Origin of the sequence: Streptomyces flaveolus (assembly GCF_044765825.1) — a bacterium.
Classification (GTDB): Bacteria; Actinomycetota; Actinomycetes; order Streptomycetales; family Streptomycetaceae; genus Streptomyces; species Streptomyces flaveolus.
The window spans coordinates 44,968-67,346 of sequence record NZ_JBIWKU010000006.1 but is presented as its reverse complement, the minus strand read 5'-3'; the positions used below and the strand labels follow the sequence as shown (position 1 = coordinate 67,346).

The window sequence follows — 22,379 nt, the reverse complement described above, 5'->3', positions numbered from 1 at the left end:
GCAGACCATGTCCGGACCCCGCCCCGTCCGAGCGCCACGCGGTACGCAGCCGAGCGCCCTGGGCTGGCAGCAGGAGGCCGCCCTGCGGATGCTGCAGAACAACCTCGACCCCGAGGTCGCCGAGCACCCCGACAAGCTCGTCGTCTACGGCGGCACCGGCAAGGCGGCCCGCGACTGGCGTTCCTTCGACGCCATGGTCCGCACCCTGGAGACCCTCAAGCAGGACGAGACGATGCTCGTCCAGTCGGGCCGCCCGGTCGGCGTCATGCAGACCCACGAATGGGCCCCGCGCGTCCTCATCGCCAACTCCAACCTCGTCGGCGACTGGGCCAACTGGGAGGAGTTCCGCCGCCTGGAGGCCCTCGGCCTGACCATGTACGGGCAGATGACGGCCGGCTCCTGGATCTACATCGGCACCCAGGGCATCCTCCAGGGCACCTACGAGACCTTCGCCGCCGTCGCCGCGAAGAAGTTCGACGGCACCCTGGCCGGGACCATCACCCTCACCGCCGGCCTCGGCGGCATGGGCGGTGCCCAGCCCCTCGCCGTCACCATGAACGACGGCGTCGCGATCTGCATCGACTGCGACCCCCGTGCCATCGACCGCCGCATCGAGCACCGCTACCTCGACGTGCGGGCCGACTCCCTCGACCACGCCCTCCACCTGGCCACCGAGGCCCGCGACCGGCGCAAGCCGCTGTCCATCGGCGTCCTCGGCAACGCCGCCGAGCTGGTGCCGCAGCTCCTCGCCATGGGCGCCCCCATCGACATCGTGACCGACCAGACCTCGGCCCACGACCCGCTGGCGTACCTCCCCGTCGGCATCGCCTTCGAGGACATGGCCGACGCCGCCGCCAAGGACCCGGCGGGCTTCACCACCCGCGCCCGCGAGTCCATGGCCCGGCACGTCGAGGCCATGGTCGGCTTCCAGGACGCCGGCGCCGAGGTCTTCGACTACGGCAACTCCATCCGCGGCGAGGCCCAGCTCGCCGGATACGACCGGGCCTTCGCCTTCCCCGGCTTCGTCCCCGCCTACATCCGCCCTCTCTTCTGCGAGGGCAAGGGCCCCTTCCGCTGGGCCGCCCTGTCCGGCGACCCCGCCGACATCGCCAAGACCGACAAGGCGATCCTCGACCTCTTCCCGGAGAACGAGTCGCTGGCCCGCTGGATCAAGATGGCCGGCGAGCGCGTCCACTTCCAGGGCCTGCCCGCCCGCATCTGCTGGCTCGGCTACGGAGAGCGCGACAAGGCCGGTGAGCGGTTCAACGACATGGTCGCGAGCGGCGAGCTGGCCGCGCCGATCGTCATCGGCCGCGACCACCTCGACTGCGGCTCCGTCGCCTCCCCCTACCGCGAGACCGAGGCCATGCTCGACGGCTCGGACGCCATCGCCGACTGGCCGCTGCTCAACGCCATGGTCAACGTGGCCTCCGGCGCCTCCTGGGTCTCCCTCCACCACGGCGGCGGCGTCGGCATGGGCCGCTCCCTCCACGCCGGGCAGGTCACGGTCGCCGACGGCACCGCCCTGGCCGGCGAGAAGATCCGCCGGGTCCTCACCAACGACCCCGGCATGGGCGTCATCCGGCACGTCGACGCCGGGTACGACATCGCGGAGTCGGTGGCGGCCGAACGGCACGTGCGGGTGCCGATGCGCGAAGGCCACGAGGGCGGCGCCGCGTGAGCTTCCACAGCATGTGGGCGGAGCTGCTGCCGGTCGGCCGCAGCTCCGCCTCCGGCGGCTACCGCCGCTTCGCCTGGACCGGCGCCGACGCCGACTGCCGGGCCTGGTTCCGGCAGCAGGCGGAGGCACGCGGCCTGGTCTACGAGGTCGACCGCAACGGCAACCAGTGGGCCTGGCTCGGCGACCCGGCCGCCGGCAACGCCGTCGTCACCGGCTCCCACCTGGACTCCGTCCCCGACGGCGGCGCCTTCGACGGCCCCCTCGGGGTGGTCTCCGCCTTCGCGGCCCTGGACGAACTGCGCGGCAGGGGAGCGCGGATCACCAGGCCCCTGGGCATCGTCAACTTCGGTGACGAGGAGGGTGCCCGCTTCGGCCTCGCCTGCGTCGGCTCCCGGCTCACCTCCGGGGCGCTCACCGTCGAGCAGGCCCACCGCCTGACCGACGCCGACGGCATCACGCTGCCCGAGGCCATGGAAGCCGCCGGCTACGACCCGGACACCATCGGCCCCGACGCCGAACGCCTCGACCGCATCGGCGCCTTCGTCGAACTCCACGTCGAGCAGGGCCGCGCCCTCGACCTGTCCGGCGACCGGATCGGCGTCGCCAGCGCCATCTGGCCGCACGGACGCTGGCGGTTCGACTTCCGCGGCGAGGCCAATCACGCCGGCACCACCCGGCTCGCCGACCGGCGCGACCCCATGCTCGGCTACGCCGAGACCGTCCTCGCCGCCCGCCGCGAGGCCGAACTCGCCGGTGCCGTCGCCACCTTCGGCAAGATCGCCGTCGAGCCGAACGGCGTCAACGCCATCCCCTCCCTCGTCCGCGGCTGGCTCGACTCCCGCGCCGCCGACCAGGCGAGCCTGGACACCGTGGTCACCGGCATCGAGAAGGCCGCCCGCGAGTACGCCGCCGCCCACGGCGTCGACCTCGACGTCGTCCGCGAGTCCTTCACACCCGTCGTGGAGTTCGACCACGCCCTGCGCGACGAACTCGCCCGCATCCTGGGCAGCGACACCGAGCTGAAGGTCCCCGTCCTCGGCACCGGCGCCGGACACGACGCCGGAATCCTCTCCGGACGCGTCCCGACCGCCATGCTGTTCGTACGCAACCCCACCGGCGTCTCGCACTCCCCGGCCGAATCCGCCACCGAGGACGACTGCGTGGCCGGGGTGAACGCACTCGCCGACGTACTGGAAGGGCTGGCCCGCACGTGACCCCCACCCCACGGACGTACTGGCTGGAACACGCCTGGCTCGGCACCCACGTCGAGCCGGGCGTCGCCGTCACGGTGGCCGTCAGCGGCTCCGCCGCGGAGCGGGACGGCCGGATCACCGCCGTCCGCACGGACACCCCCACCCCGCCCCCCGGCGCCGAGATCCTGCGCGGCCTGACCCTGCCGGGACTCGCCAACGCCCACAGCCACGCCTTCCACCGCGCCCTGCGCGGCACCGTCCAGGTCGGCTCCGGCACCTTCTGGACCTGGCGCGAGGTCATGTACTCCGTCGCCGACCGGCTGACCCCCGAGGCGTACCACGACCTCGCCCGCGCGGTGTACGCCGAGATGGCCCTGGCCGGCATCACCACCGTCGGCGAGTTCCACTACGTCCACCACGCCCCCGGCGGCACCCCCTACGCCGACCCCAACGCGATGGGAGAGGCCCTGATCGAGGCCGCCGCCGAAGCCGGCGTCCGCATCACCCTCCTCGACACCTGCTACCTCTCCGCCGGCTTCGGCGAGCCCCCGAACGCCCACCAGCTCCGCTTCTCCGACGGGACTGCGGACGCCTGGGCGGAACGCTGTTCAGTTCTCAAGGAACGGGATCACGCACGGATCGGGGCGGCGATCCACTCCGTACGGGCCGTGCCCGCCGACCAGTTGGCGACCGTGGCACGCTGGGCCGAGGAACGGCGGGCCCCGCTGCACGTCCACCTGTCCGAGCAGACCGCCGAGAACGACGCCTGCCGCCGGGCCCACGGACGCACCCCGACCCGGCTCCTCGCCGACCACGGCGTGCTCGGACCCCGCACCACCGGCGTCCACAACACCCACCTCACGGACGAGGACATCGCCCTGCTCGGCGACAGCCGCACCGGCACCTGCATGTGCCCGACCACGGAACGGGACCTCGCCGACGGCATCGGACCCGCCCCCGCCCTCCAGCGGGCGGGCTCGCCCCTCTCCCTCGGCTCCGACAGCCACGCCGTCGTCGACCTGCTGGAGGAGGCCCGCGCGATGGAGCTGAACGAGCGGCTGCGCACCCGCACCCGCGGCCACTGGACCGCCGCCGCCCTGCTGCGCGCCGCCACCGCCGACGGCCACGCCGCCCTCGGCTGGGACGACGCCGGCCGCATCGAGGCCGGTGCCCGCGCCGACCTCACGACGATCGCGCTGGACTCGGTCAGAACAGCGGGGCCGCTGCCCAGGCTCGGCGCCGAGACGGCCGTATTCGCGGCGACGGCAGCGGACGTACGGCACACGGTCGTGGGCGGGCGGCACGTCGTACGCGACGGGGTGCACACCCACGTCCCCGATGTGCCGCAGGCCCTCGCGCGGGCCGTCGAAGCCCTGCGCGCCTGACCACCCGACCCCGCCCCCACGAGGACGTCACGGACACCATGAGCAGCAGCACCGTCATCACCAACATCGGCACACTCGTCACCAACGACCCCTCCCTCGGCGACAACTCCCCCCTCGGACTGGTCCGGGACGCGGCCGTCGTCATCGACGGCGACCGCATCGCGTGGACCGGTGAATCAAGCAAAGCACCCGCCACTGACAACCGCGTCGACGCCGGCGGCCGGGCCGTCCTGCCCGGCTTCGTCGACTCCCACTCCCACCTCCTCTTCGCGGGCGACCGCACCGAGGAGTTCAACGCCCGCATGTCCGGCCGCCCCTACAGCGCGGGCGGCATCCGCACCACTGTCGCCGCCACCCGCGCCGCGAGCGACGCGGAACTGGAGGCGGGTCTCACCCGCTACCTCGCGGAGGCCCTGCGCCAGGGCACCACGACCTTCGAGACCAAGTCCGGCTACGGCCTGACCACCGCCGACGAGTCCCGCGCCCTGCGCATCGCCGCCCGCCACACCGACGAGGTCACCTACCTCGGCGCCCACGTCGTCGCCCCCGAACTCGCCGACGACCCGGCCGCCTACGTCGCCCTGGTCACCGGCGAGATGCTCGACGCCTGCGCCCCGCACGCCCGCTGGGTCGACGTGTTCTGCGAGAAGGGCGCCTTCGACGGCGACCAGGCCCGCGCGATCCTCACCGCCGGCAAGGCCAAGGGCCTGCACCCGCGCATCCACGCCAACCAGCTCTCCTACGGCCCCGGCGTCCAGCTGGCCGTCGAGCTGGACGCCGCCAGCGCCGACCACTGCACCCACCTCACCGACGCCGACGTGGACGCCCTCGCCCACAGCGACACCGTCGCCACCCTGCTGCCCGGCGCCGAGTTCTCCACCCGCGCCGCGTGGCCGGACGCCCGCCGCCTCATCGACGCCGGCGTCACGGTCGCGCTCTCCACCGACTGCAACCCCGGCTCGTCCTTCACGTCCTCCGTCCCCTTCTGCGTCGCGCTCGCGGTGCGGGACATGGGGATGACGCCGGACGAGGCGGTCTGGTCGGCCACCGCGGGCGGTGCGGCGGCCCTGCGCCGCGACGACGTCGGCCGCGTCGCCCCCGGCGCGTACGCCGACCTGACCCTCCTCGACGCCCCGAGCCACGTCCACCTGGCCTACCGGCCCGGCGTGCCGCTGGTGGACGGGGTGTGGCGGCGCGGCGTACGCGTGGTGTGACGCCCGCCGGGGCGCTCAGGAGGCGGCGGCCCCGGCACGCCACCGCTGGTCCGTACGCCCCGCGTCCGTCCCGGCGAGGACCACCGACGCGTCCCCGCCCGGCGTCACCGCACGGTCGGGAGCGATGCCGGGGCGGATCACCCCGCGCCCGTCCACCGAGAAGCGGAGGTTCTGGCCGTTGCGCCCGTCGACCGAGTCGCACAGCCAGATGCCGACGCCCCGGTCGACCGAGCCGCGACTGTCCAGGCAGTAGTCGTCGTCGGCGTACGACTGGACCACGCCGCGTCCGGCGTCGACCCGCCACAGCTGGGTGCGGGCGGCGGTGCACGCGGCTATGACGACGTCCGTCCCCTTCTCCAGGTCGCCGTCGCGGATGTCCAGGCACTGCCCCGACGCGGCGTTCACCACCTGGGCGTAGGCGCTGCCCGGTGGCCGGTACGACGGTGCCGGGACGGCCGGCGAGGACGTCGGCCGGGCCGTGCGCGAGGGGGCGGCCGGGCTCGCCGTCGGCGTCGGGGACGGGGACGCGGAGGTCGCCGAGGGGGACGGCACCGGGGAGGACGGGGGAGCGGGGACGGTCGCCGTCACGGTCACCGGCGGTGGCCCGGCCGGGGGTTCGGAGGTCGCGTCCGCCGCCGGACGGGACGGCGCGTCGCCCGGGGACAGCAGGAGGAAGAGCAGCGGCGCCAGCGCCACGCCCAGAGCCGCCGAGGCCAGCGCGAAACGGCGTGACGGCGCCCGCCCGCCGGGGGCCGCGAGGGACGGGACACCGCCCGCCTCGCGTGCCGCGTACGCCGTGCCCGCCCACGGCAGCAGACCCTCCGCCAGGGCCGCGCGCGGGGTGTCCCGCAGGGTGCACTGCTCCTCGTACGCGGCCGCGCAGTGCGCGCAGTGCGCCATGTGGGCGTGCAGATCGGCGCTGTCGCGGGGGCTGTCGGGCCGTACCGACTCCTCGACGAGCCGCTGGAAGTCCACGCAGCGCGGGTCGTCGGAGGCGGCGAGCCGGGACCGCAGACAGGCCTGGGCGAGCGACTGGAGCGCCGGGTCCGTGCCGTGGACGACGTCCTGCGGGGTGAGGCCGAGCAGCGTGGCGGTGCGGTCGGCCTGCTCCCGGTCCACGAGCCCGTACCAGATCAGGCCCCGGGCCCGGGGCGGCAGGGAGCGGAAGGCGGACAGCATGGGCGGGACCGGAGGGCGGCCGGTGCCCGCCGTGTTCAGTACGAGGAGCAGGCCCGGGTCGAGTCCGGCGGCCCGCTCGTCGGCCGCCCACCCGGCCGCGACCTCCACGGTCAGCGTCAGCAGCCGGTGGCGCCACGGTCCGCCGCCGTCGGTGCCGCGCGCGGCCTGACGCGCCGCCAGCGTGAAGGCCGTAGCGGCCAGTTGGCGTGCCGCGGACTCGCCGGCCGCGCACAGCCGGGCGTAGGCGAGGACCGGCGGCTGGTGCCGCGCCCGCAGCTCCTGGAGCGCCGGATACGCGGTGGGCGTGTCGGTGCGCAGCAGTTCGGTCAGCCGCGCGTCGGACGCGCCGGTGTGCACCCCGTCCCCGGCCTGGGCATCGCCGCCGGTCCCGTCGACCCGAGCCATCCGTCCGCCTCCTCGCACCCGCGTGGCCACCGCACCGGTCCTGACGTACCGGCCAGTTTGCGGGTGCCCATAGTGATGGAACGAGGCTTGGGAGGAAAGAGGTTGCCGTGGGTAACAGTGGGCGTCCGGCGCTCGGCGGGCGCGGAACCCGAAGGGGGGCGGCCCGGCTCGGACCGCCCCTCTGGAGGACAAGCGTCACCCGGTGAGGATCACTCCTCGACCGTGAGCCCCTTGCGCAGCCGTACCAGCGTCCGCGACAGCAGCCGGGACACGTGCATCTGGGAGATGCCGAGTTCCTCGCCGATCTCCGACTGGGTCATGCCCGCCACGAAGCGCAGGGACAGGATCTTCCGGTCCCGGGGCGGGAGTTCGGCGATCAGCGGCTTCAGGGACTCGACGTACTCGATGCCCTCGAGTCCGTGGTCCTCGTAGCCGATGCGATCGGCGAGCGCGCCCTCCGCGTCGTCCTCCTCCGGCTGGGCGTCCAGCGAGGAGGCGGTGTAAGCGTTCGAGGCGGCCATGCCCTCGACGACCTCGTCCCGGGACAGGCCGAGGTGCTCGGCCAGTTCGGACACCGTCGGGGCGCGGTCGAGGCGCTGGGCCAGCTCGTCGCCGGCCTTGGCCAGGTCGAGCCGCAGCTCCTGCAGCCGGCGCGGGACGCGCACGGACCACGAGGTGTCGCGGAAGAAGCGCTTGATCTCGCCGATGATGGTCGGCATCGCGAACGTGGGGAACTCGACACCGCGCGACATCTCGAAGCGGTCGATCGCCTTGATCAGGCCGATCGTGCCGACCTGGATGATGTCCTCCATGGGCTCGCTGCGGGAGCGGAACCGGGAGGCGGCGAACTTGACCAGCGCGAGGTTGAGCTCGACGAGCGTGTTGCGCACGTACGAGTAGTCGTGGGTGCCTTCCTCCAGCGATTCCAGCCGCTCGAAGAGGGTCTTCGACAGGGCTCGGGCGTCAGCCGGAGTCACTTCGTCGAAGGCGGGGATGTCCGGAAGCCCGGCGAGGGTGCCGTCGTGGCCGACGGCAGCGTCATGGTGCTCGATGGGATCCAGATGTTCCGGAGGGAGTGTCGACGTCGCTTCCTGGGTACGCGATCCGTCGAGCCGGGGTGACATGATGTCCTCCATCGTTCTCGGCATACGGCTGCCGAAGCCAATTGCGTGCACTGCGGTGTGCGGCGCCTCCAAAGCCGGCCGTGTCGGGTCTGTGTTCCTACTAGCCCTACCGGGTTTACCGAGCCCACCGCAAGTGTGTTCTGTGCAGGTATGTCCGTTTGTGTGCACTTGTTCGGGTGTCGGAGTGCCGTGGGAGGGCGTAGTGTTCGAGGGCGTCAGCAGCAGTCACGACGTCGGGAGAGAGAAACGGCATGGACCGCGGGACGGTCGGCAGCGCACAGTCGGGCCGGCTTCTGGTCGAGGTGCGCGAAGAGGGCCCCAGTGCCGTCGTGACTCCGGCGGGTGAGTTGGATCACCACACCGCCGATCTGTTGCGCGAGCCGCTGGAGGAATGCCTCGCGAAGGGATTCAACCGGCTCGTCGTCGACTGTTCGCGCCTGGAGTTCTGTGACTCCACGGGACTCAACGTCCTGCTCGGCGCACGGTTGAAGGCGGAAGCCGCAGGGGGAGGCGTACATCTCGTGGCCATGCAGCCGGTGGTGGCGCGCGTGTTCGAGATCACGGGGGCCGAAGCGGTCTTCACCCTCCATGACACGCTCGAGGCGGCCCTGTCGGACGAGTCCGACTGAGCCGTCGCCCCGGCGCGGTGGCGGGTCTCGTGCGGCCTCTGGTGCCGGCGTTTTCACCCCGTCCCGTGTTTCGTGGCTAATACAGGGGTGTTCAGCCGGTCCGGTCGGGCAGGAGACATCCTGACTGTGACTGTGACTGTGTACGACTTTGAAACGTGAACTGGTGAATCGGTGAGGTGAAGCGCTGATGAGCACCACCCGGCCCTACTCGCCGGGCGACCGCGGTCCGGAGCCCAGCGGCGCTTCCGGGGCGTCCGAGGGGGGCGCCCCCGGGCCCGGTGAGCCCGGGGGAGGCGGCGCGCCCGCTCCCGGGACCGGCGTGCCCGCATCCGCGTCGGCGGCCGTGGCGGGTGGCCGCCAGGTCCGCAGGCTGACGTTCGACGACCAGAGCGGTGTCGTCCCGCTCGCCCGTGACTTCACCCGCGAGGCGCTGTATGCGTGGGGCTGGCTGCCCTCCGCCACAGCCGACCAGCGTGCCGCCGCGGAGGACGTGCTGCTCGTCGTGTCCGAGCTGGTCACCAACGCGTGCCTGCATGCCGAGGGGCCGGACGAGCTGTCGATCACCTGCGACAAGAAGGTGATCCGGCTGGAGGTCTCCGACCGCGGCGCGGGCCAGCCCGCACCCCGCACCCCGCACCGCGCGGGCCGCCCCGGCGGCCACGGCATGTTCATCGTGCAGCGTCTGTGCCTGGACTGGGGCGTCGTACGGACCCCGGGCGTCACGGGCAAACGAGTCTGGGCAGAACTGGGCGCCCCGGCGTAACCATCGCCCCCCAGTCGCCCGTCGACCACAAACGCCGGCAGGCCCGCCCTATGCCGGCTGCACCGCGAGGCCCGCTCTACGCAAGCCGACCGCACCCCGTGGCAGGCCCGCGCTACGCCGGCTGCACCGCGAGGCCCGCGTTACGCCGCCCGTCGGCCGCACCGCGTGGCAGGCCCGCCCACCAAGCCCGCGGGTTCGTCGGCCACACCTTGACACGCCCCCACGCCTACGCCCCATGCCCGGCGTCCCCTTGGCGCTGCGCTGTTCGTCCACGGCGCCGAGGCGCGGTCCGTGGCGGGCCCGCCCGGCGGACACCAGGTGCCCGTCGGCCTCACCTCGTCCGGCCGACCGGCCGCAGCGGCGTGCGGCTCACGTTCAGGGCGTCAGGAGCCTCCACGCGGCTCAACGACCCCACGAACGGCCCTCGCGGCTGCCAGAAGGCCAGGGAGCCTCCACGCGCGCGCTGCGCCGCCCGCACCGCGGTCCGGCGTCCCGCGCCGTCCCGCACCCCGTGCTGGGGCCCGACCCACCGCCGGGACGGATCCCTGTCCCCGCACCGGGTCGGGTGCTGCGCTGCCGGGTCGCGCTGTGGGCGGTGCCGGGCCGGGCGGGGGCGGGACGGTCGGCCCGCGGCACGGCGGCAGGGTGCCCGGCCGTGGCGTGGTGGCCGCCCGGGGCCGGGGTGGCGGGTGCGGCTGCCGGTCGCTGGGGAGAGGCGGCTGCGGGAACACCCCCGCCCCGAAACGCCCGGAGGGCCACCGCATCCGTTCCAGGATGGGGTGGCCCTCCGACAGCAAGGTCCGGCCGGCAGGACTCAGCGGACGTCGCCCATGAGTTCCTTGACGCGCTTGCGGTACATCCACACCGCGGCACCGGCGACCACGGCGAGCGTGGCCTCCAGCGCCACGATGCCCGTCTTGTTCAGGTCGACGCCGGCGATGGAGAGCAGACCGGTCGTGGCGTCACCGGCGGTGACGGCCAGGAACCAGACGCCCATCATCTGCGACGCGTACTTCACCGGCGCCATCTTCGTGGTGACCGACAGACCGACCGGCGAGAGCAGCAGCTCACCGCAGGTCTGGACGAAGTAGATCGCCACCAGCCACAGCGCGGCCGCCTTGTGACCGCCGTCGGCGATCGCCAGCGGGGCGAGGAAGAGGAAGAAGGACGCGCCGACCAGCACCAGGCCGAACGAGAACTTCACGATCGTGCTCGGCTCCTTGCCGCGGCGGGCCAGCGCCAGCCACAGGGAGGCGAAGACCGGGGCCAGGGCCATGATGATGACCGGGTTGACCGACTGGTACCACGAGACCGGGAACTCCCAGCCGAGGACACTGTTCTCGGCGGAGGAGTCGGCGAAGATCGACAGCGTCGAACCGCCCTGGTCGTAGATCATCCAGAAGACGGCCGCGGCGACGAAGAACCAGATGTACGCCGACATCTTCGACTGCTCGGCACGGTCCAGCGACTTGTCGCGCTTGATGCGGGTCAGCACCAGGATCGGGATGATCACGCCGAGCAGGGTCAGCGGGACCAGGATCCAGTTCAGCGTGTAGTGGCCGGAGAAGCCGACGATCGCGTAGAACACGACGGCGATCGCGGCCCAGAACGCGGCCTTGCGCAGCGTCGAGGTCTTCTCCTCCACCGACAGCGGCTTCGGGACGACGCTGGAGTGCGGGTTGAGGTGGCGGCTGCCGATCAGGAACTGGATCACACCGAGCGCCATGCCGACCGCGGCGAGCGCGAAGCCCAGGTGCCAGTTGACGCTCTCACCGATGGTGCCGATGGTCAGCGGCGCCACGAAGGCACCGAGGTTGATGCCCATGTAGAAGACGGTGAAGCCACCGTCGCGGCGCGGGTCGTCCGGACCGTCGTAGAGCTGGCCGACCATCGTCGAGATGTTGGCCTTCAGCAGACCCGAGCCGATGGCGACCAGACCGAGGCCCGCGTAGAACGTGCCCGAGGAGGGCAGGGCCAGCGTGAGGTGGCCGAGCATGATGACGCCGCCGGCGATGGCCACGGTCTTGCGGGGGCCCCAGACACGGTCGCCGAACCAGCCGCCCGGCATCGTGAGCAGGTACACCAGCGACAGGTACACCGAGTAGATCGCGGTCGCGGTGCCGGCGCTGAGGCCGAGACCGCCCGGAGCGACGAGGTACAGCGGGAGCAGAGCCCTCATGCCGTAGTAGGAGAAACGCTCCCACATCTCGGTCATGAAGAGAGTGGCCAGTCCGCGGGGGTGGCCGAAGAAGGTCTTCTCGGAACCGGGGGTGCCCGGGCGGACCGAGTCCTTCGTCAGGCTGGACGCCATGGTCGTTCCTTGCTGTCGGGACGCGCTCATGAGGCGATGCGCGCCCGGTGGGGGGCAGCCGGCACCGGCGGCCTCACCCGTCCGACCCCACGCCTGAGGGATTCACCCCGGATCACGGAGCGATGGACGGCGACCACCGGGATCCACGCCTCCGCGCGCTTCTCTGCACGCGATGAGGCCCGGCCACAGGTCATTCCTTTCGAGGCCGGCCGTGGACCGGCCCGCACACGAAAGAGACCTTCAGCGTCGAACTGTCGCCAAAGGTCCTCTGGGTGCTACAGGCGCTGATTCACCATACGGCAGGACACCGCCCGGTATGGAAGGACTTGAGACGCGGATCACAGGTGACGACGGAACCGCGAACGGTCTTTCGAAGGTCCATCCCAGGATGACACCCCACAGCCGCAGGTCCGCAACCGGGGCGGCGGCGCGGGCCGGACGGCCTGCGCCCGGCCCGGACACGGCACCTGTCCGGCATGTCCGGAGGTAAGAGACCCTCACGTCGATCTCACCCCGGGCGTTGCTCCGAGCGGACTACCATCAGCTCATGACCCGTGTACTGCTCGCCGAGGACGACGCGTCCATCTCGGAGCCGCTGGCCCGCGCACTGCGCCGGGAAGGGTACGAGGTCGAGGTGCGTGAGGACGGCCCCACCGCACTCGACGCCGGGATGCAGGGCGGCATCGACCTGGTCGTGCTGGACCTCGGGCTGCCCGGCATGGACGGACTGGAGGTCGCCCGCCGGCTGCGCTCCGACGGGCACGCCGTGCCGATCCTGATCCTGACCGCCCGCGCCGACGAGGTGGACACCGTCGTCGGCCTGGACGCCGGGGCGGACGACTACGTCACCAAGCCCTTTCGGCTGGCCGAGCTGCTCGCCCGGGTCCGCGCCCTGCTGCGGCGCGGCGCCGCCGAGCCCCAGCAGCCGCCCGCCACGCACGGCGTGCGCATCGACGTCGAGTCGCACCGCGCCTGGATGGGCGAAGAGGAGCTCCAGCTCACCGCCAAGGAGTTCGACCTGCTGCGGGTCCTGGTGCGCGACGCCGGCCGGGTGGTCACCCGCGACCAGCTGATGCGCGAGGTCTGGGACACCACCTGGTGGTCGTCGACGAAGACCCTCGACATGCACATCTCCTGGCTGCGCAAGAAGCTGGGCGACGACGCGGCCAACCCCCGCTACATCGCCACCGTGCGCGGCGTGGGCTTCCGCTTCGAGAAGAACTGAGCCCTCCGGGGCCGTACGCGGGTACGTAGGGGAACATGCGCCGCCGACTGATCCAGTCCACGCTCGCCGTGGTGCTCGTCGTGATCGCCGTCTTCGGCGTCTCCCTCGTCATCGTCGAGACCCGGACGATCAGCACCACCGCCCAGGAGCGTGTGGACCTGGAGGCGGTGCGGCTGGCCAGCATCGTGGACAGCCGGCTGCTCGGCACCGGGTCCGTGGACGAGAGCTTCCTGCGCGAGCAGGTCGCGGAGGCCCGGTACGCCGTGATCCGCATCCCCGGCGAGCGGGTCATCGAGGTCGGCAGCAAGCCGGAGGGCGACGTCATCCGCGGCAAGGCCACCGGCGAGGAGGGCGAGACGGTCCTCGTGGAGGACCCGCGCTCCTCGGTGACCCGGGAGGTCGGCCGGACCCTGCTGATCATCGGCCTGGTCGCGCTGCTCGCGGTGATCGCCGCGGTGCTGCTGGCGATCCGCCAGGCCAACCGCCTCGCCTCCCCGCTCACCGACCTCGCCGAGACCGCCGAGCGCCTCGGCTCCGGCGACCCGCGCCCCCGGCACAAGCGCTACGGCGTCCCCGAGCTGGACCGCGTCGCGGACGTGCTGGACTCCTCCGCCGAGCGCATCGCCCGGATGCTCACCGCCGAGCGCCGTCTGGCCGCCGACGCCTCCCACCAGCTGCGCACGCCGCTGACGGCGCTGTCCATGCGGCTGGAGGAGATCACCCTCACCGACGAGCCGGAGACGGTGAAGGAGGAGGCGACGATCGCGCTGTCGCAGGTGGAGCGGCTGACGGACGTCGTGGACCGGCTGCTCACGAACTCCCGCGACCCGCGCAGCGGCTCCGCCGTCACCTTCGAGCTGGACGACATCATCCAGCAGCAGATCGCCGAGTGGCGTCCCGCCTACCGCAGCTCGGGGCGGGCGATCGTCAGCTCCGGCAAGCGGCATCTGACGGCCGTGGGCACGCCGGGCGCGGTGGCGCAGGTGCTGGCCGCGCTCATCGAGAACTCCCTGATGCACGGCGGCGGCACCGTGGCCCTGCGGACCCGGGTCACGGGCAACCAGGCGGTGGTCGAGGTCACCGACGAGGGGCCCGGTGTCCCGGCCGACCTGGGGGCGCGGATCTTCGAGCGCACGATCAGCGGGCGGAACTCGACGGGCATCGGCCTGGCCGTCGCCCGGGACCTGGCCGAGGCGGACGGCGGCCGCCTGGAACTGCTCCAGTCCCGGCCCCCGGTCTTCGGCCTGTTCCTGTCCCGGACGCCGCCGAAGAAGTCGTCGTCGGACGAGGGGGAGACGGTGCGCTAGCCGCCGTCAGCGGTGGGCCGCGGGGGTGCCGTCGGCCTCGCGTACCGCCGCCGGGCGTCCGGGCTCCCCGAAGGAGTCCTGCCGCGGCCTCGGCTCGGGGGCGGGCAGCGTGCGGAAGACCCAGCTGCGGTACGACCAGAAGCGGAACAGCGTGCCGATGCCGATGCCGAGGAACTTGAAGATGTTGCTCTGCAGCGGGCTGTCCCAGCCGAAGCCGTACGTCGCCGTGTAGAGCACGCCGTTCTCGATCACCAGGCCGACCGCGCTGAACAGCAGGAACAGCGACATCTCGCGGGTGCGGCCGCTCTTGTCGCGGTCCCGGTACGTGAAGTAGCGGAAGCCCAGGTAGTTGAAGACGATCGCGACGATGGTGGCGACGAGGCTCGCCCGCACCACCTGGAGGTCGGTCACGTGCCGGACCAGGTTGAAGACGAGAAGGTTGACCAGCACGCCCGCGCCGCCCACCGCGCCGAACTTCAGAGCCTCACGGACCAGCCGGTCGAGCCGCTGCCGCAGGCCGCCGCGGGGTGCCGAGGGCGCCGGGGGAGCCGTACGGGCACGCGAGGAACCATGTCCCATGGTCGTGCAGGCCCCCGTCCTCGGTTGGCATCGGTCCAGTCATGCTAACCACCCGGGGGTGCGATCTTCCTGCGGGCGCGGGTATCGCCCGGCGAGGGGGCCGGGCGACGGCCGGGAAACGGCCGGTAAACCGGTGGGCTCCGCGCGGCCGATACGCTAGGGGTGTGACGTTCCCGGTAGTCGGCATGGTCGGCGGGGGTCAGCTCGCTCGTATGACACACGAGTCGGGCATCCCGTTGGGCATCAGGTTCAAGCTTCTCAGTGACACCCCTCAGGATTCCGCGGCGCAGGTCGTCAGCGATGTCGTCATCGGCGACTATCGCGACCTCGACACGCTGCGCGCGTTCGCGAGGGGCTGCGACGTGATCACGTTCGATCACGAACATGTACCGACCGAGCACCTACGGGCCTTGGAGGCGGACGGCATCCCCGTGCGCCCCGGGCCCGACGCGCTGGTCCACGCGCAGGACAAGGGGGTGATGCGAGCGAAGCTCGTCGAGATCGGCGTGCCCTGTCCCCGGCACCGGATCGTGAGCGATCCGGCCGACGTGGCCGCCTTCGCGGCCGAGGGCGACGGCTTCCCGGTCGTCCTCAAGACGGTCCGCGGCGGGTACGACGGCAAGGGCGTGTGGGTCGTCGACTCCGCCGAGGAGGCCGCCGAGCCCTTCCGCGCCGGCGTGCCCGTGCTGGCCGAGGAGAAGGTCGACTTCGTCCGCGAGCTGGCCGCCAACGTCGTCCGCTCCCCGCACGGCCAGGCGGTGGCGTACCCCGTCGTCGAGTCCCAGCAGGTGAACGGCGTGTGCGACACGGTGATCGCGCCCGCTCCCGACCTGGACCGGGACCTGGCGCTGCGGGCCGAGGAGATGGCCCTCAGCATCGCCAAGGAACTCGGCGTCGTCGGCCACCTCGCCGTCGAGCTGTTCCAGACCCGCGACGGCCGCATCCTGGTCAACGAGCTCGCGATGCGCCCGCACAACTCCGGCCACTGGACGATGGACGGCGCGATCACCTCGCAGTTCGCCAACCACGTCCGCGCCGTCCTCGACCTGCCGCTGGGCGACCCGCGCCCGCGCGCACCGTGGACGGTCATGGTCAACGTCCTCGGGGGCGACTACCCGGACATGTACTCCGCGTACCTGCACTGCATGGCCCGCGACCCCCAGCTGAAGATCCACATGTACGGCAAGGACGTGAAGCCCGGCCGCAAGGTCGGACATGTCAACACCTACGGCGACGACCTGGACGACGTGCTGGAGCGCGCCCGTCACGCTGCCGGCTACCTGAGAGGGACGATCACCGAATGAGCCCGGTCAGCCCGGTCGTGGGCATCGTCATGGGGTCGGACTCCGACTGGCCCGTCATGGAGGCCGCCGCCAAGGCGCTCGACGAGTTCGAGATCCCCTACGAGGTCGACGTCGTCTCCGCGCACCGCATGCCGCACGAGATGATCGCGTACGGCGAGCAGGCCGCCGGCCGCGGGCTCAAGGCGGTCATCGCGGGCGCGGGCGGCGCCGCCCACCTGCCCGGCATGCTCGCCTCGGTCACCCCGCTGCCGGTCATCGGTGTACCGGTGCCGCTGAAGTACCTGGACGGCATGGACAGCCTCCTGTCCATCGTGCAGATGCCGGCCGGTGTCCCCGTCGCCACCGTCTCCGTCGGCGGCGCCCGCAACGCCGGCCTGCTGGCCGCCCGCATGCTCGCCGCCCACGACGAGGAGCTGCTCGGCCGGATGCGCGAGTTCCAGCAGGACCTCAACGACCAGGCGACCGAGAAGGGCAAGCGACTGCGCAACAAGGTCGCGGGCTCGGCGGCCGGCTTCGGCTTCGGGAAGTGACCCGGATGACCTCGCTGGACCAGGCCCGGGAGCTGCTGCGGGAGTTCCCGGTCGTCGACGGTCACAACGACCTGCCGTGGGCGCTGCGCGAGCAGGTCCGCTACGACCTCGACGCCCGGGACATCGCCGGGGACCAGTCCGCCCACCTGCACACCGACCTGGCCCGGCTGCGGGCCGGCGGCGTCGGCGCGCAGTATTGGTCGGTGTACGTCCGCTCGGACCTGCCGGGCGCGGTGACGGCGACGCTGGAGCAGATCGACTGCGTACGGCGGCTGATCGACCGCCACCCCGGGGAGCTGCGGGCCGCGCTGACCGCCGCCGACATGGAGGCGGCCCGCGCCGAGGGCCGTATCGCGTCGCTGATGGGCGCCGAGGGCGGCCACTCCATCGACAACTCCCTCGCCACCCTGCGCGGGCTGTACGCGCTCGGCGTGCGCTACATGACGCTCACCCACAACGACAACGTGGCGTGGGCGGACTCGGCGACCGACGAGCCCGGTGTCGGCGGTCTGTCGGCCTTCGGCCGCGAGGTCGTGCGGGAGATGAACCGCGAGGGGATGCTGGTCGACCTCTCGCACGTCGCCGCGACGACGATGCGGGACGCGCTGGACACCTCCACCGCGCCGGTGATCTTCTCGCACTCCTCCGCCCGGGCCGTCTGCGACCACCCGCGCAACATCCCGGACGACGTGCTGGAGCGGCTGCCCGCCAACGGCGGCATGGCGATGGTGACGTTCGTGCCGAAGTTCGTGCTCCAGGCCGCCGTGGACTGGACGGCCGCCGCCGACGAGAACATGCGCGCGCACGGCTTCCACCACCTGGACACCAGCCCGGAGGCGATGAAGGTCCACCGCGCCTTCGAGGAGCGCACCCCGCGCCCGGTCGCCACGGTGTCCACGGTCGCCGACCACCTCGACCACATGCGCGAGGTCGCCGGCGTCGACCACCTCGGCATCGGCGGCGACTACGACGGCACGCCGTTCACGCCGGAGGGCCTCGACGACGTCTCGGGCTACCCGAACCTCGTCGCCGAGCTGCTCGACCGCGGCTGGTCCCAGGCCGACCTGGCCAAGCTGACCTGGAAGAACGCGGTACGGGTGCTGGGCGCCGCCGAGGACGTGGCCAGGGCGCTTCAGGCGACTCGGGAGCCGTCCAACGCGACGTTGGAGGACCTGGACGGCTGAGCCGTCTCCTCCGCGAGGGCGGGGTAGTCGGTGTATCCGGTCGCCCCGCCCACGTACATCAGATAGCGGTCCCGCACCTGGTTCAGGGGTGCGCCCAGGCGCAGCCGGGTCACCAGGTCAGGGTTGGCCAGGAACGGCCTGCCGAGGGCGATGAGGTCGGCCCCGGCCTCCAGCAGCCGAGCGGACGCCGCCTCGATCGCCGGGCCGGAGATCTCCTCCAGCACCGGGTTGGCGACCAGCGTCCCCGGCCATCCGGCGCGGATCTTCCGGAACACCGGGGCCTGGGGGTCGGCGAAGACCAGGTGCAGGTAGGCGAGGCCGAGTCCGCCGAGCCGTTCGGTGAGCGCCGGGTAGATCTCCTCCGTCTCGCCCTCCGCGATGCCGTTGACGGTGTTGCCGGGGGAGACCCGCAGCCCCACCCGGTCGGCCCCGATCTCGGCGGCCACGGCTTCGGTCACCTCGGCCGTGAACCGGATGCGCCCCTCGATCGAACCGCCGTAGCCGTCCGTGCGCAGGTTGGTGTTGCGGGCCAGGAACTGGTGCAGAAGGTGGCCGTTGGCGGAGTGCACCTCCACGCCCTCGAATCCGGCGTCGAGCGCGTTGCGGGCCGCCCGGACGAAGTCGGCGACGGTGGTGCGGATGTCCTCCGCGGTCATCTCCCGGGGCACCACCGCAGGCCGGTGCCCGTCCGGCGTGAAGATCGTCTCGGGCAGCGGCACGGGCGAGGGCGCCACCGGTGTCAGTCCGCTGGTCGCGGGGTGCCCGACCCTGCCGCCGTGCTGGAGCTGGAGGAACATCCCGCCGCCCCCGGCCGCGCGCACCGCGTCGGTGACCCGCCGCCAGCCGGACACGTGCCGCGCGGTGTGGATCGCGGTGATGTTCGGGTACGTCTGCCCGACCGCGTTCGGCGTCGCGGCCTCCGCGACGATCAGCCCGGCGGAGGCGCGCTGGGCGTAGTACGTGGCCATGAGCGGGGTCGGGGTGCCGTCGGCCTCGGCGCGGTTGCGGGTGAGCGGGGCCATCACCAGGCGGTTGGGGAGGGTGAGCGGTCCGAGCGGGGCGGCGGCGAAGAGCGCTGTTGTGTTCGTCATGCCCGTACGCTAAAACCTGACACAGGTGTCAGAATCAAGCCCCGGAGGCGACGGCATGCGGATCGGCGAACTCGCCCGGCGTACGGGCGTCAGTGAACGCTCGCTGCGTTACTACGAGAAGCAGGGGCTGCTCGCCGCCGAGCGTACGCCCGGCGGGCACCGCGAGTACGCGGAGGCGGCCGTCGACCGGGTCATCCGCATCCAGGAGCTGTACGCGGCCGGACTGTGCAGCAGCAAGATCGCCGACCTGCTGCCCTGCATGCGGGACGGGGACGGCGGGCCCTCCGCCGTCGCCACGCCGAAGCTGGTCGCCGACCTCACCGCGGAACGCGCCCGCATCGACCGGACCATCGCCGACCTGCTCCGCTCCCGGGACACTCTGGACGAGGTGATCGACGCGGCCCGCGGCTGAGCGCGGGCCCCCGGGCGCCGTACCCCCGAACGCGCCGCCCACCAGGAAGCCCCACCTGCTCCGTGTGACGGTGGCCGTAACGCACGACGACCGTACGGAGCCCGTCATGGCAGACCTCCAGGACGACCTGCACACCGGTACCGAGGCCGGCGAGCTCGACGACCTGCCCGTGCCGCTGCCCGACGACTCCTTCCCGCCCGAGCCCTACGCGCCCGTGTCCGGTCCCGACGACGAGCCGCTGACCCGGGCCCACGCCGTGCTGGCCGCCCACCCCGTCGCCGACGGCTACTGCGGCCTGCCCCGGGCGCTCAAGCATCTGTCCTGGTACGACCTGGAGCTGGGCGAGAGCAGCGTCCACACCGACGTGCCCCGGCTGCGCGAAGGACATGTCGGTGCCCTGTTCTGGTCGCTGCACCTGCCCGAGGGCATCGGCGGCGACCGGGCCGTCGGCGCCACCCTGGAGCAGCTCGACCTGGTCAGGACGGTCGTCCGCGCCCACTCCGACGGCCTCCGGCTGGCGTACGACGCGGGGCAGACCATCGACGCCCGCAACTGCGGCCGCGTCGCCGTGCTGCCCGGCCCCGCCGGAGCCGCCGCGCTCGGCGACAGCCTCGGCATCCTGCGTTCCCTGCACGCCCTCGGCCTGCGGGTGCTCACCCTGACCGGCACCTCCTGGGCGAGCGAGGCCGGGCTGACCCGGTTCGGCGAGGAGGTCGTCCGCGAGATGAACCGGCTCGGCGTCGTCGCCGACCTCTCGGGCGCCGGCGCGGAGACCATCCGCCGTACGTTCGCCGTCTCCAAGGCGCCCGCGCTGTGCACCCGCTCCGCCGCCCGCGCGCTGCGCCCGCACCCCGCCAACCTGCCCGACGACCTGCTCGCCGAGCTGGGCGCGGCCGGGGGCCTGTGCATGGTGCCGCTGACCGCCGAGCAGACCGGGCCGACCGTCCGGGACGTCGCCGACCACCTGGACCACGTCCGTGAGGTCGCCGGCCCGCGGAGCGTCGGCCTGTCCGGCACCCACGACACCGGAACCGCCCACCCGCTGGAGCTCGGCGACGCCTCCTGCTACCCCCGGCTCGTCGCCGAGCTGCTGCGCCGCGGCTGGGACGAGGCGGATGTCGCCCTGCTGACCTGGGGGAACGTGCAGCGTGTGCTGCGGGGTGCGGCCTTCACCGCCCGTGCGGCCCAGCTGCGGCGCCCGCCGTCGACCGCGACGATCGCCGCGCTCGACGGCTGAGCACTCCCGGCGTCAGGTGTGCTCGATCCGGCACAGGCAGAACGGATGCCCCGCCGGATCGGCGTACACCATGAAGTCCTTCTTCTCCCGGTCCTCCAGGTCCAGCGGCCGGGCGCCCAGCGCGAGCACCTTCTCGTGCGCCGCGTCCATCTCCTCCCAGGTCGCCCCGCCGTCGAAGTCGAGGTGGAACTGCTGGGCGTTGCGGTCGGAGCGCGGCCACTCGGGCGGGGTGAGCTCCGGCACCCGCTGGAAGGCCACCCGCGGCCCGCCGGGCACCTGGAGGACCACCCAGTCCGGGTCCTCCTCGTCGGGAGTGCCGCCGCCGACCTGCGCGTAGAAGCGGGCCAGCGCGCGGGGCTCGGGACAGTCGACGACGACGGAACGGAAACGGGCCACGGGTGCCATGGGGCTCCTCCCGGTGATGTGAGGTGTCTTCAGCAGGCACAGAGGCAGAACGGGTGCCCGGCGGGATCGGCGTAAACGCGGAACGAACGCGACCGGTCCTCGGCGTCCAGCGGACGGGCGCCGAGCTCCAGCACGGCCTTCTCGGCCACGTCCAGGTCCGGCACGACGAGGTCGAGATGGAACTGCTGCGCGCCGTCGGGCCCGGGCCACTTCGGGGGTACGTACTCGGGGGCGGCCTGGAACGCCAGGGCCTGCCCGCCGGGCAGTTTCAGGTCGACCCACTCGTCCTGTCCGTCGTTCTGGACCTCGACGGTGCCGCCGAGCACGTCGGCGTAGAAGCGGGCCAGCGCGCGGGGGTCGGGACAGTCCAGGACGACGACGCCCAGCTCGGCTACGGCCATGACTTCCTCCTTGAAGTCAGCGGTTACCTGCACAGTGCGGGTAACCGGTAACGGTTACCCCATGCTCCCGTATGGGCGGTAACGTCGCAAGCATGAGTGAGAGATCGCCCGCACCGGGTGGCCTGGACGTGATCGAGGCCCTGGTGAACACGCTGGACCTGGAGACGGGCGCCGACTCGCTGGGCACGCCGGAGGGACGGGCGCCGTTCGGTCTGACGGAGGACGAGGTGCCGGACGCGCGCGACCTGCGCGAGTCACTGCGCGCGGCTCTGCTCGCCCACGCCGGGCACCCGCCGCACGCCACGGTCACCCCGCTCGGCGAGCTGCTGGCCGGGGCCCCGCTGGTCGTGACGGTCGACCCGGCCGACGGCTCCGCCGCCCTCGCCCCGGCCCGTGCCGGGTCCCTGCTCGCCCGGGTCGCCGCCGCCGTCGCCGAGGCACTGGTCGCGGGCACCTGGAGCCGCCTCAAGGCGTGCGAGGCCGCCGACTGCCACTGGGCGTACTACGACCGCAGCCCGGCCGGACGCGGGCGCTGGTGCTCGATGCAGGTGTGCGGGGCGCGCGCGAAGATGCGCCGGTACCGCGCCAAGGAGGCGTAACGCTCAGGAGGTTCACCGGCCGGTGCGCGGCCCGGTGGGGCAGAATGCGGACGGACGCCGGTTCGGCCGACTGAGCCTCGGCCGAACCGGCGTCACCCGCCGATGCCGGGTCTGATGGCGGGGGAGTGCGAGGACGGCCCTGGGCCGTGTCCGCGAAGTCCGTCCCGCCCCGCGACGCCTGGCACGTGCTCTCGCCGCACTGGGCGAAGTCCCGGGTAGCC

At 72.8% G+C, this 22,379-nt stretch carries 21 protein-coding genes; 14 read left to right on the top strand and 7 right to left on the bottom strand.

The features are described from left to right. Nucleotides 1-7 precede the first annotated feature (7 nt). Genes hutU through hutI form a run of 4 tightly spaced genes read left to right on the top strand, consistent with a single transcriptional unit; the run spans nucleotide 8 to nucleotide 5,473 of the window. Entirely contained in the window at nucleotides 8-1,681 is a 1,674-nt protein-coding gene (hutU, locus tag ACIRG6_RS19380) for a urocanate hydratase (protein WP_403323728.1), read from the top strand. After that, nucleotides 1,678-2,895 (top strand): allantoate amidohydrolase, encoded by a 1,218-nt coding sequence (locus tag ACIRG6_RS19375; RefSeq protein WP_403323727.1) that lies wholly within the window; start codon nucleotides 1,678-1,680, stop codon nucleotides 2,893-2,895. Before hutU ends, ACIRG6_RS19375 begins: the two co-directional genes overlap by 4 nt. Then, nucleotides 2,892-4,259 (top strand): formimidoylglutamate deiminase, encoded by a 1,368-nt coding sequence (locus tag ACIRG6_RS19370; protein WP_403323724.1) that lies wholly within the window; start codon nucleotides 2,892-2,894, stop codon nucleotides 4,257-4,259. The genes ACIRG6_RS19375 and ACIRG6_RS19370 overlap by 4 nt, the downstream gene beginning before the upstream one ends. A gap of 38 nt (nucleotides 4,260-4,297) precedes the next feature. Next, nucleotides 4,298-5,473 carry an imidazolonepropionase gene (hutI, locus tag ACIRG6_RS19365; protein ID WP_364681027.1) on the top strand — a complete coding sequence of 392 codons (1,176 nt, stop codon included), beginning with the start codon at nucleotides 4,298-4,300 and terminating at the stop codon, nucleotides 5,471-5,473. A 15-nt stretch (nucleotides 5,474-5,488) separates the two neighbouring features. Here hutI and ACIRG6_RS19360 read toward each other — a convergent pair whose 3' ends face one another. Both ACIRG6_RS19360 and ACIRG6_RS19355 read right to left on the bottom strand, forming a co-directional pair. Further along, the gene (locus ACIRG6_RS19360; protein ID WP_403323720.1) at nucleotides 5,489-7,057 is read right to left on the bottom strand and encodes an RICIN domain-containing protein; all 1,569 of its coding nucleotides are present in this window, start codon (nucleotides 7,055-7,057) and stop codon (nucleotides 5,489-5,491) included. A 209-nt stretch (nucleotides 7,058-7,266) separates the two neighbouring features. Continuing rightward, on the bottom strand, nucleotides 7,267-8,193 hold the full coding sequence (locus ACIRG6_RS19355; RefSeq protein ID WP_239766170.1) for an RNA polymerase sigma factor SigF: 927 nt from the start codon (nucleotides 8,191-8,193) through the stop codon (nucleotides 7,267-7,269). A 239-nt stretch (nucleotides 8,194-8,432) separates the two neighbouring features. Here ACIRG6_RS19355 and ACIRG6_RS19350 point away from each other — a divergent pair, with 239 nt between their 5' ends. Continuing rightward, nucleotides 8,433-8,810, top strand: coding sequence for an STAS domain-containing protein (locus tag ACIRG6_RS19350; protein ID WP_161164769.1), 378 nt, complete (start codon nucleotides 8,433-8,435; stop codon nucleotides 8,808-8,810). A gap of 187 nt (nucleotides 8,811-8,997) precedes the next feature. After that, entirely contained in the window at nucleotides 8,998-9,573 is a 576-nt protein-coding gene (locus tag ACIRG6_RS19345; RefSeq protein ID WP_364681021.1) for an ATP-binding protein, read from the top strand. An 814-nt stretch (nucleotides 9,574-10,387) separates the two neighbouring features. Here the strand turns inward: ACIRG6_RS19345 and ACIRG6_RS19340 are convergent. After that, nucleotides 10,388-11,884 carry an MFS transporter gene (locus tag ACIRG6_RS19340; protein ID WP_225638379.1) on the bottom strand — a complete coding sequence of 499 codons (1,497 nt, stop codon included), beginning with the start codon at nucleotides 11,882-11,884 and terminating at the stop codon, nucleotides 10,388-10,390. A 547-nt stretch (nucleotides 11,885-12,431) separates the two neighbouring features. Between ACIRG6_RS19340 and ACIRG6_RS19335 the strand changes: the two genes are divergently transcribed. Beyond that, nucleotides 12,432-13,109: a response regulator transcription factor gene (locus ACIRG6_RS19335; RefSeq protein WP_239766172.1), complete on the top strand. Its 678-nt coding sequence runs from the start codon at nucleotides 12,432-12,434 to the stop codon at nucleotides 13,107-13,109. 35 nt (nucleotides 13,110-13,144) lie between these two features. Continuing rightward, nucleotides 13,145-14,416 carry an ATP-binding protein gene (locus ACIRG6_RS19330; RefSeq protein ID WP_364681016.1) on the top strand — a complete coding sequence of 424 codons (1,272 nt, stop codon included), beginning with the start codon at nucleotides 13,145-13,147 and terminating at the stop codon, nucleotides 14,414-14,416. Between the two features lie 6 nt (nucleotides 14,417-14,422). Here the strand turns inward: ACIRG6_RS19330 and ACIRG6_RS19325 are convergent, their stop codons facing one another. Then, nucleotides 14,423-14,995: a GtrA family protein gene (locus ACIRG6_RS19325; RefSeq protein WP_318213130.1), complete on the bottom strand. Its 573-nt coding sequence runs from the start codon at nucleotides 14,993-14,995 to the stop codon at nucleotides 14,423-14,425. Nucleotides 14,996-15,159: 164 nt separating this feature from the next. Between ACIRG6_RS19325 and ACIRG6_RS19320 the strand changes: the two genes are divergently transcribed. Genes ACIRG6_RS19320 through ACIRG6_RS19310 form a run of 3 tightly spaced genes read left to right on the top strand, consistent with a single transcriptional unit; the run spans nucleotide 15,160 to nucleotide 18,013 of the window. Next, nucleotides 15,160-16,299: a 5-(carboxyamino)imidazole ribonucleotide synthase gene (locus ACIRG6_RS19320; protein WP_364681013.1), complete on the top strand. Its 1,140-nt coding sequence runs from the start codon at nucleotides 15,160-15,162 to the stop codon at nucleotides 16,297-16,299. Then, nucleotides 16,296-16,829 (top strand): 5-(carboxyamino)imidazole ribonucleotide mutase, encoded by a 534-nt coding sequence (purE, locus tag ACIRG6_RS19315; RefSeq protein ID WP_225638376.1) that lies wholly within the window; start codon nucleotides 16,296-16,298, stop codon nucleotides 16,827-16,829. Before ACIRG6_RS19320 ends, purE begins: the two co-directional genes overlap by 4 nt. Before the next feature lie 5 nt (nucleotides 16,830-16,834). Beyond that, nucleotides 16,835-18,013 (top strand): dipeptidase, encoded by a 1,179-nt coding sequence (locus tag ACIRG6_RS19310; protein WP_403323716.1) that lies wholly within the window; start codon nucleotides 16,835-16,837, stop codon nucleotides 18,011-18,013. Here the strand turns inward: ACIRG6_RS19310 and ACIRG6_RS19305 are convergent. Further along, nucleotides 17,962-19,104 carry an alkene reductase gene (locus ACIRG6_RS19305; protein ID WP_403323713.1) on the bottom strand — a complete coding sequence of 381 codons (1,143 nt, stop codon included), beginning with the start codon at nucleotides 19,102-19,104 and terminating at the stop codon, nucleotides 17,962-17,964. The genes ACIRG6_RS19310 and ACIRG6_RS19305 overlap by 52 nt on opposite strands. Nucleotides 19,105-19,159: 55 nt before the next feature. On the opposite strand from ACIRG6_RS19305, the gene ACIRG6_RS19300 reads away from it, so the two are divergent. Both ACIRG6_RS19300 and ACIRG6_RS19295 read left to right on the top strand, forming a co-directional pair. Further along, on the top strand, nucleotides 19,160-19,516 hold the full coding sequence (locus ACIRG6_RS19300) for a MerR family transcriptional regulator (protein ID WP_239766550.1): 357 nt from the start codon (nucleotides 19,160-19,162) through the stop codon (nucleotides 19,514-19,516). Nucleotides 19,517-19,622: 106 nt separating this feature from the next. Next, entirely contained in the window at nucleotides 19,623-20,753 is a 1,131-nt protein-coding gene (locus ACIRG6_RS19295; RefSeq protein ID WP_403323711.1) for a dipeptidase, read from the top strand. A gap of 12 nt (nucleotides 20,754-20,765) precedes the next feature. On the opposite strand, the gene ACIRG6_RS19290 is transcribed toward ACIRG6_RS19295, so the two are convergent. Together ACIRG6_RS19290 and ACIRG6_RS19285 are read right to left on the bottom strand one after the other, a co-directional pair. Then, complete coding sequence (locus ACIRG6_RS19290) at nucleotides 20,766-21,158, bottom strand: VOC family protein (protein ID WP_318213124.1); 393 nt, start codon at nucleotides 21,156-21,158, stop codon at nucleotides 20,766-20,768. Nucleotides 21,159-21,187: 29 nt separating this feature from the next. Beyond that, a complete protein-coding gene (locus ACIRG6_RS19285) occupies nucleotides 21,188-21,559 on the bottom strand; it encodes a VOC family protein (protein WP_364680999.1) in 372 nt (123 codons plus the stop codon). A 92-nt stretch (nucleotides 21,560-21,651) separates the two neighbouring features. On the opposite strand from ACIRG6_RS19285, the gene ACIRG6_RS19280 reads away from it, so the two are divergent. Further along, the gene (locus ACIRG6_RS19280) at nucleotides 21,652-22,158 is read left to right on the top strand and encodes a CGNR zinc finger domain-containing protein (RefSeq protein ID WP_364680996.1); all 507 of its coding nucleotides are present in this window, start codon (nucleotides 21,652-21,654) and stop codon (nucleotides 22,156-22,158) included. Nucleotides 22,159-22,379: the final 221 nt, after the last annotated feature.

Bases quoted from the DNA above. Each gene is read 5' to 3' on its own strand.
- hutU (WP_403323728.1), top strand. From the start codon at position 8: ATGTCCGGACCCCGCCCCGTCCGAGCGCCACGCGGTACGCAGCCGAGC.
- hutI (WP_364681027.1), top strand. From the start codon at position 4,298: ATGAGCAGCAGCACCGTCATCACCAACATCGGCACACTCGTCACCAAC.
- ACIRG6_RS19360 (WP_403323720.1), bottom strand. From the start codon at position 7,057: ATGGCTCGGGTCGACGGGACCGGCGGCGATGCCCAGGCCGGGGACGGG.
- ACIRG6_RS19355 (WP_239766170.1), bottom strand. From the start codon at position 8,193: ATGGAGGACATCATGTCACCCCGGCTCGACGGATCGCGTACCCAGGAA.
- ACIRG6_RS19350 (WP_161164769.1), top strand. From the start codon at position 8,433: ATGGACCGCGGGACGGTCGGCAGCGCACAGTCGGGCCGGCTTCTGGTC.
- ACIRG6_RS19345 (WP_364681021.1), top strand. From the start codon at position 8,998: ATGAGCACCACCCGGCCCTACTCGCCGGGCGACCGCGGTCCGGAGCCC.
- ACIRG6_RS19340 (WP_225638379.1), bottom strand. From the start codon at position 11,884: ATGGCGTCCAGCCTGACGAAGGACTCGGTCCGCCCGGGCACCCCCGGT.
- ACIRG6_RS19335 (WP_239766172.1), top strand. From the start codon at position 12,432: ATGACCCGTGTACTGCTCGCCGAGGACGACGCGTCCATCTCGGAGCCG.
- ACIRG6_RS19330 (WP_364681016.1), top strand. From the start codon at position 13,145: ATGCGCCGCCGACTGATCCAGTCCACGCTCGCCGTGGTGCTCGTCGTG.
- ACIRG6_RS19325 (WP_318213130.1), bottom strand. From the start codon at position 14,995: ATGGGACATGGTTCCTCGCGTGCCCGTACGGCTCCCCCGGCGCCCTCG.
- purE (WP_225638376.1), top strand. From the start codon at position 16,296: ATGAGCCCGGTCAGCCCGGTCGTGGGCATCGTCATGGGGTCGGACTCC.
- ACIRG6_RS19310 (WP_403323716.1), top strand. From the start codon at position 16,835: ATGACCTCGCTGGACCAGGCCCGGGAGCTGCTGCGGGAGTTCCCGGTC.
- ACIRG6_RS19305 (WP_403323713.1), bottom strand. From the start codon at position 19,104: ATGACGAACACAACAGCGCTCTTCGCCGCCGCCCCGCTCGGACCGCTC.
- ACIRG6_RS19300 (WP_239766550.1), top strand. From the start codon at position 19,160: ATGCGGATCGGCGAACTCGCCCGGCGTACGGGCGTCAGTGAACGCTCG.
- ACIRG6_RS19295 (WP_403323711.1), top strand. From the start codon at position 19,623: ATGGCAGACCTCCAGGACGACCTGCACACCGGTACCGAGGCCGGCGAG.
- ACIRG6_RS19290 (WP_318213124.1), bottom strand. From the start codon at position 21,158: ATGGCACCCGTGGCCCGTTTCCGTTCCGTCGTCGTCGACTGTCCCGAG.
- ACIRG6_RS19285 (WP_364680999.1), bottom strand. From the start codon at position 21,559: ATGGCCGTAGCCGAGCTGGGCGTCGTCGTCCTGGACTGTCCCGACCCC.
- ACIRG6_RS19280 (WP_364680996.1), top strand. From the start codon at position 21,652: ATGAGTGAGAGATCGCCCGCACCGGGTGGCCTGGACGTGATCGAGGCC.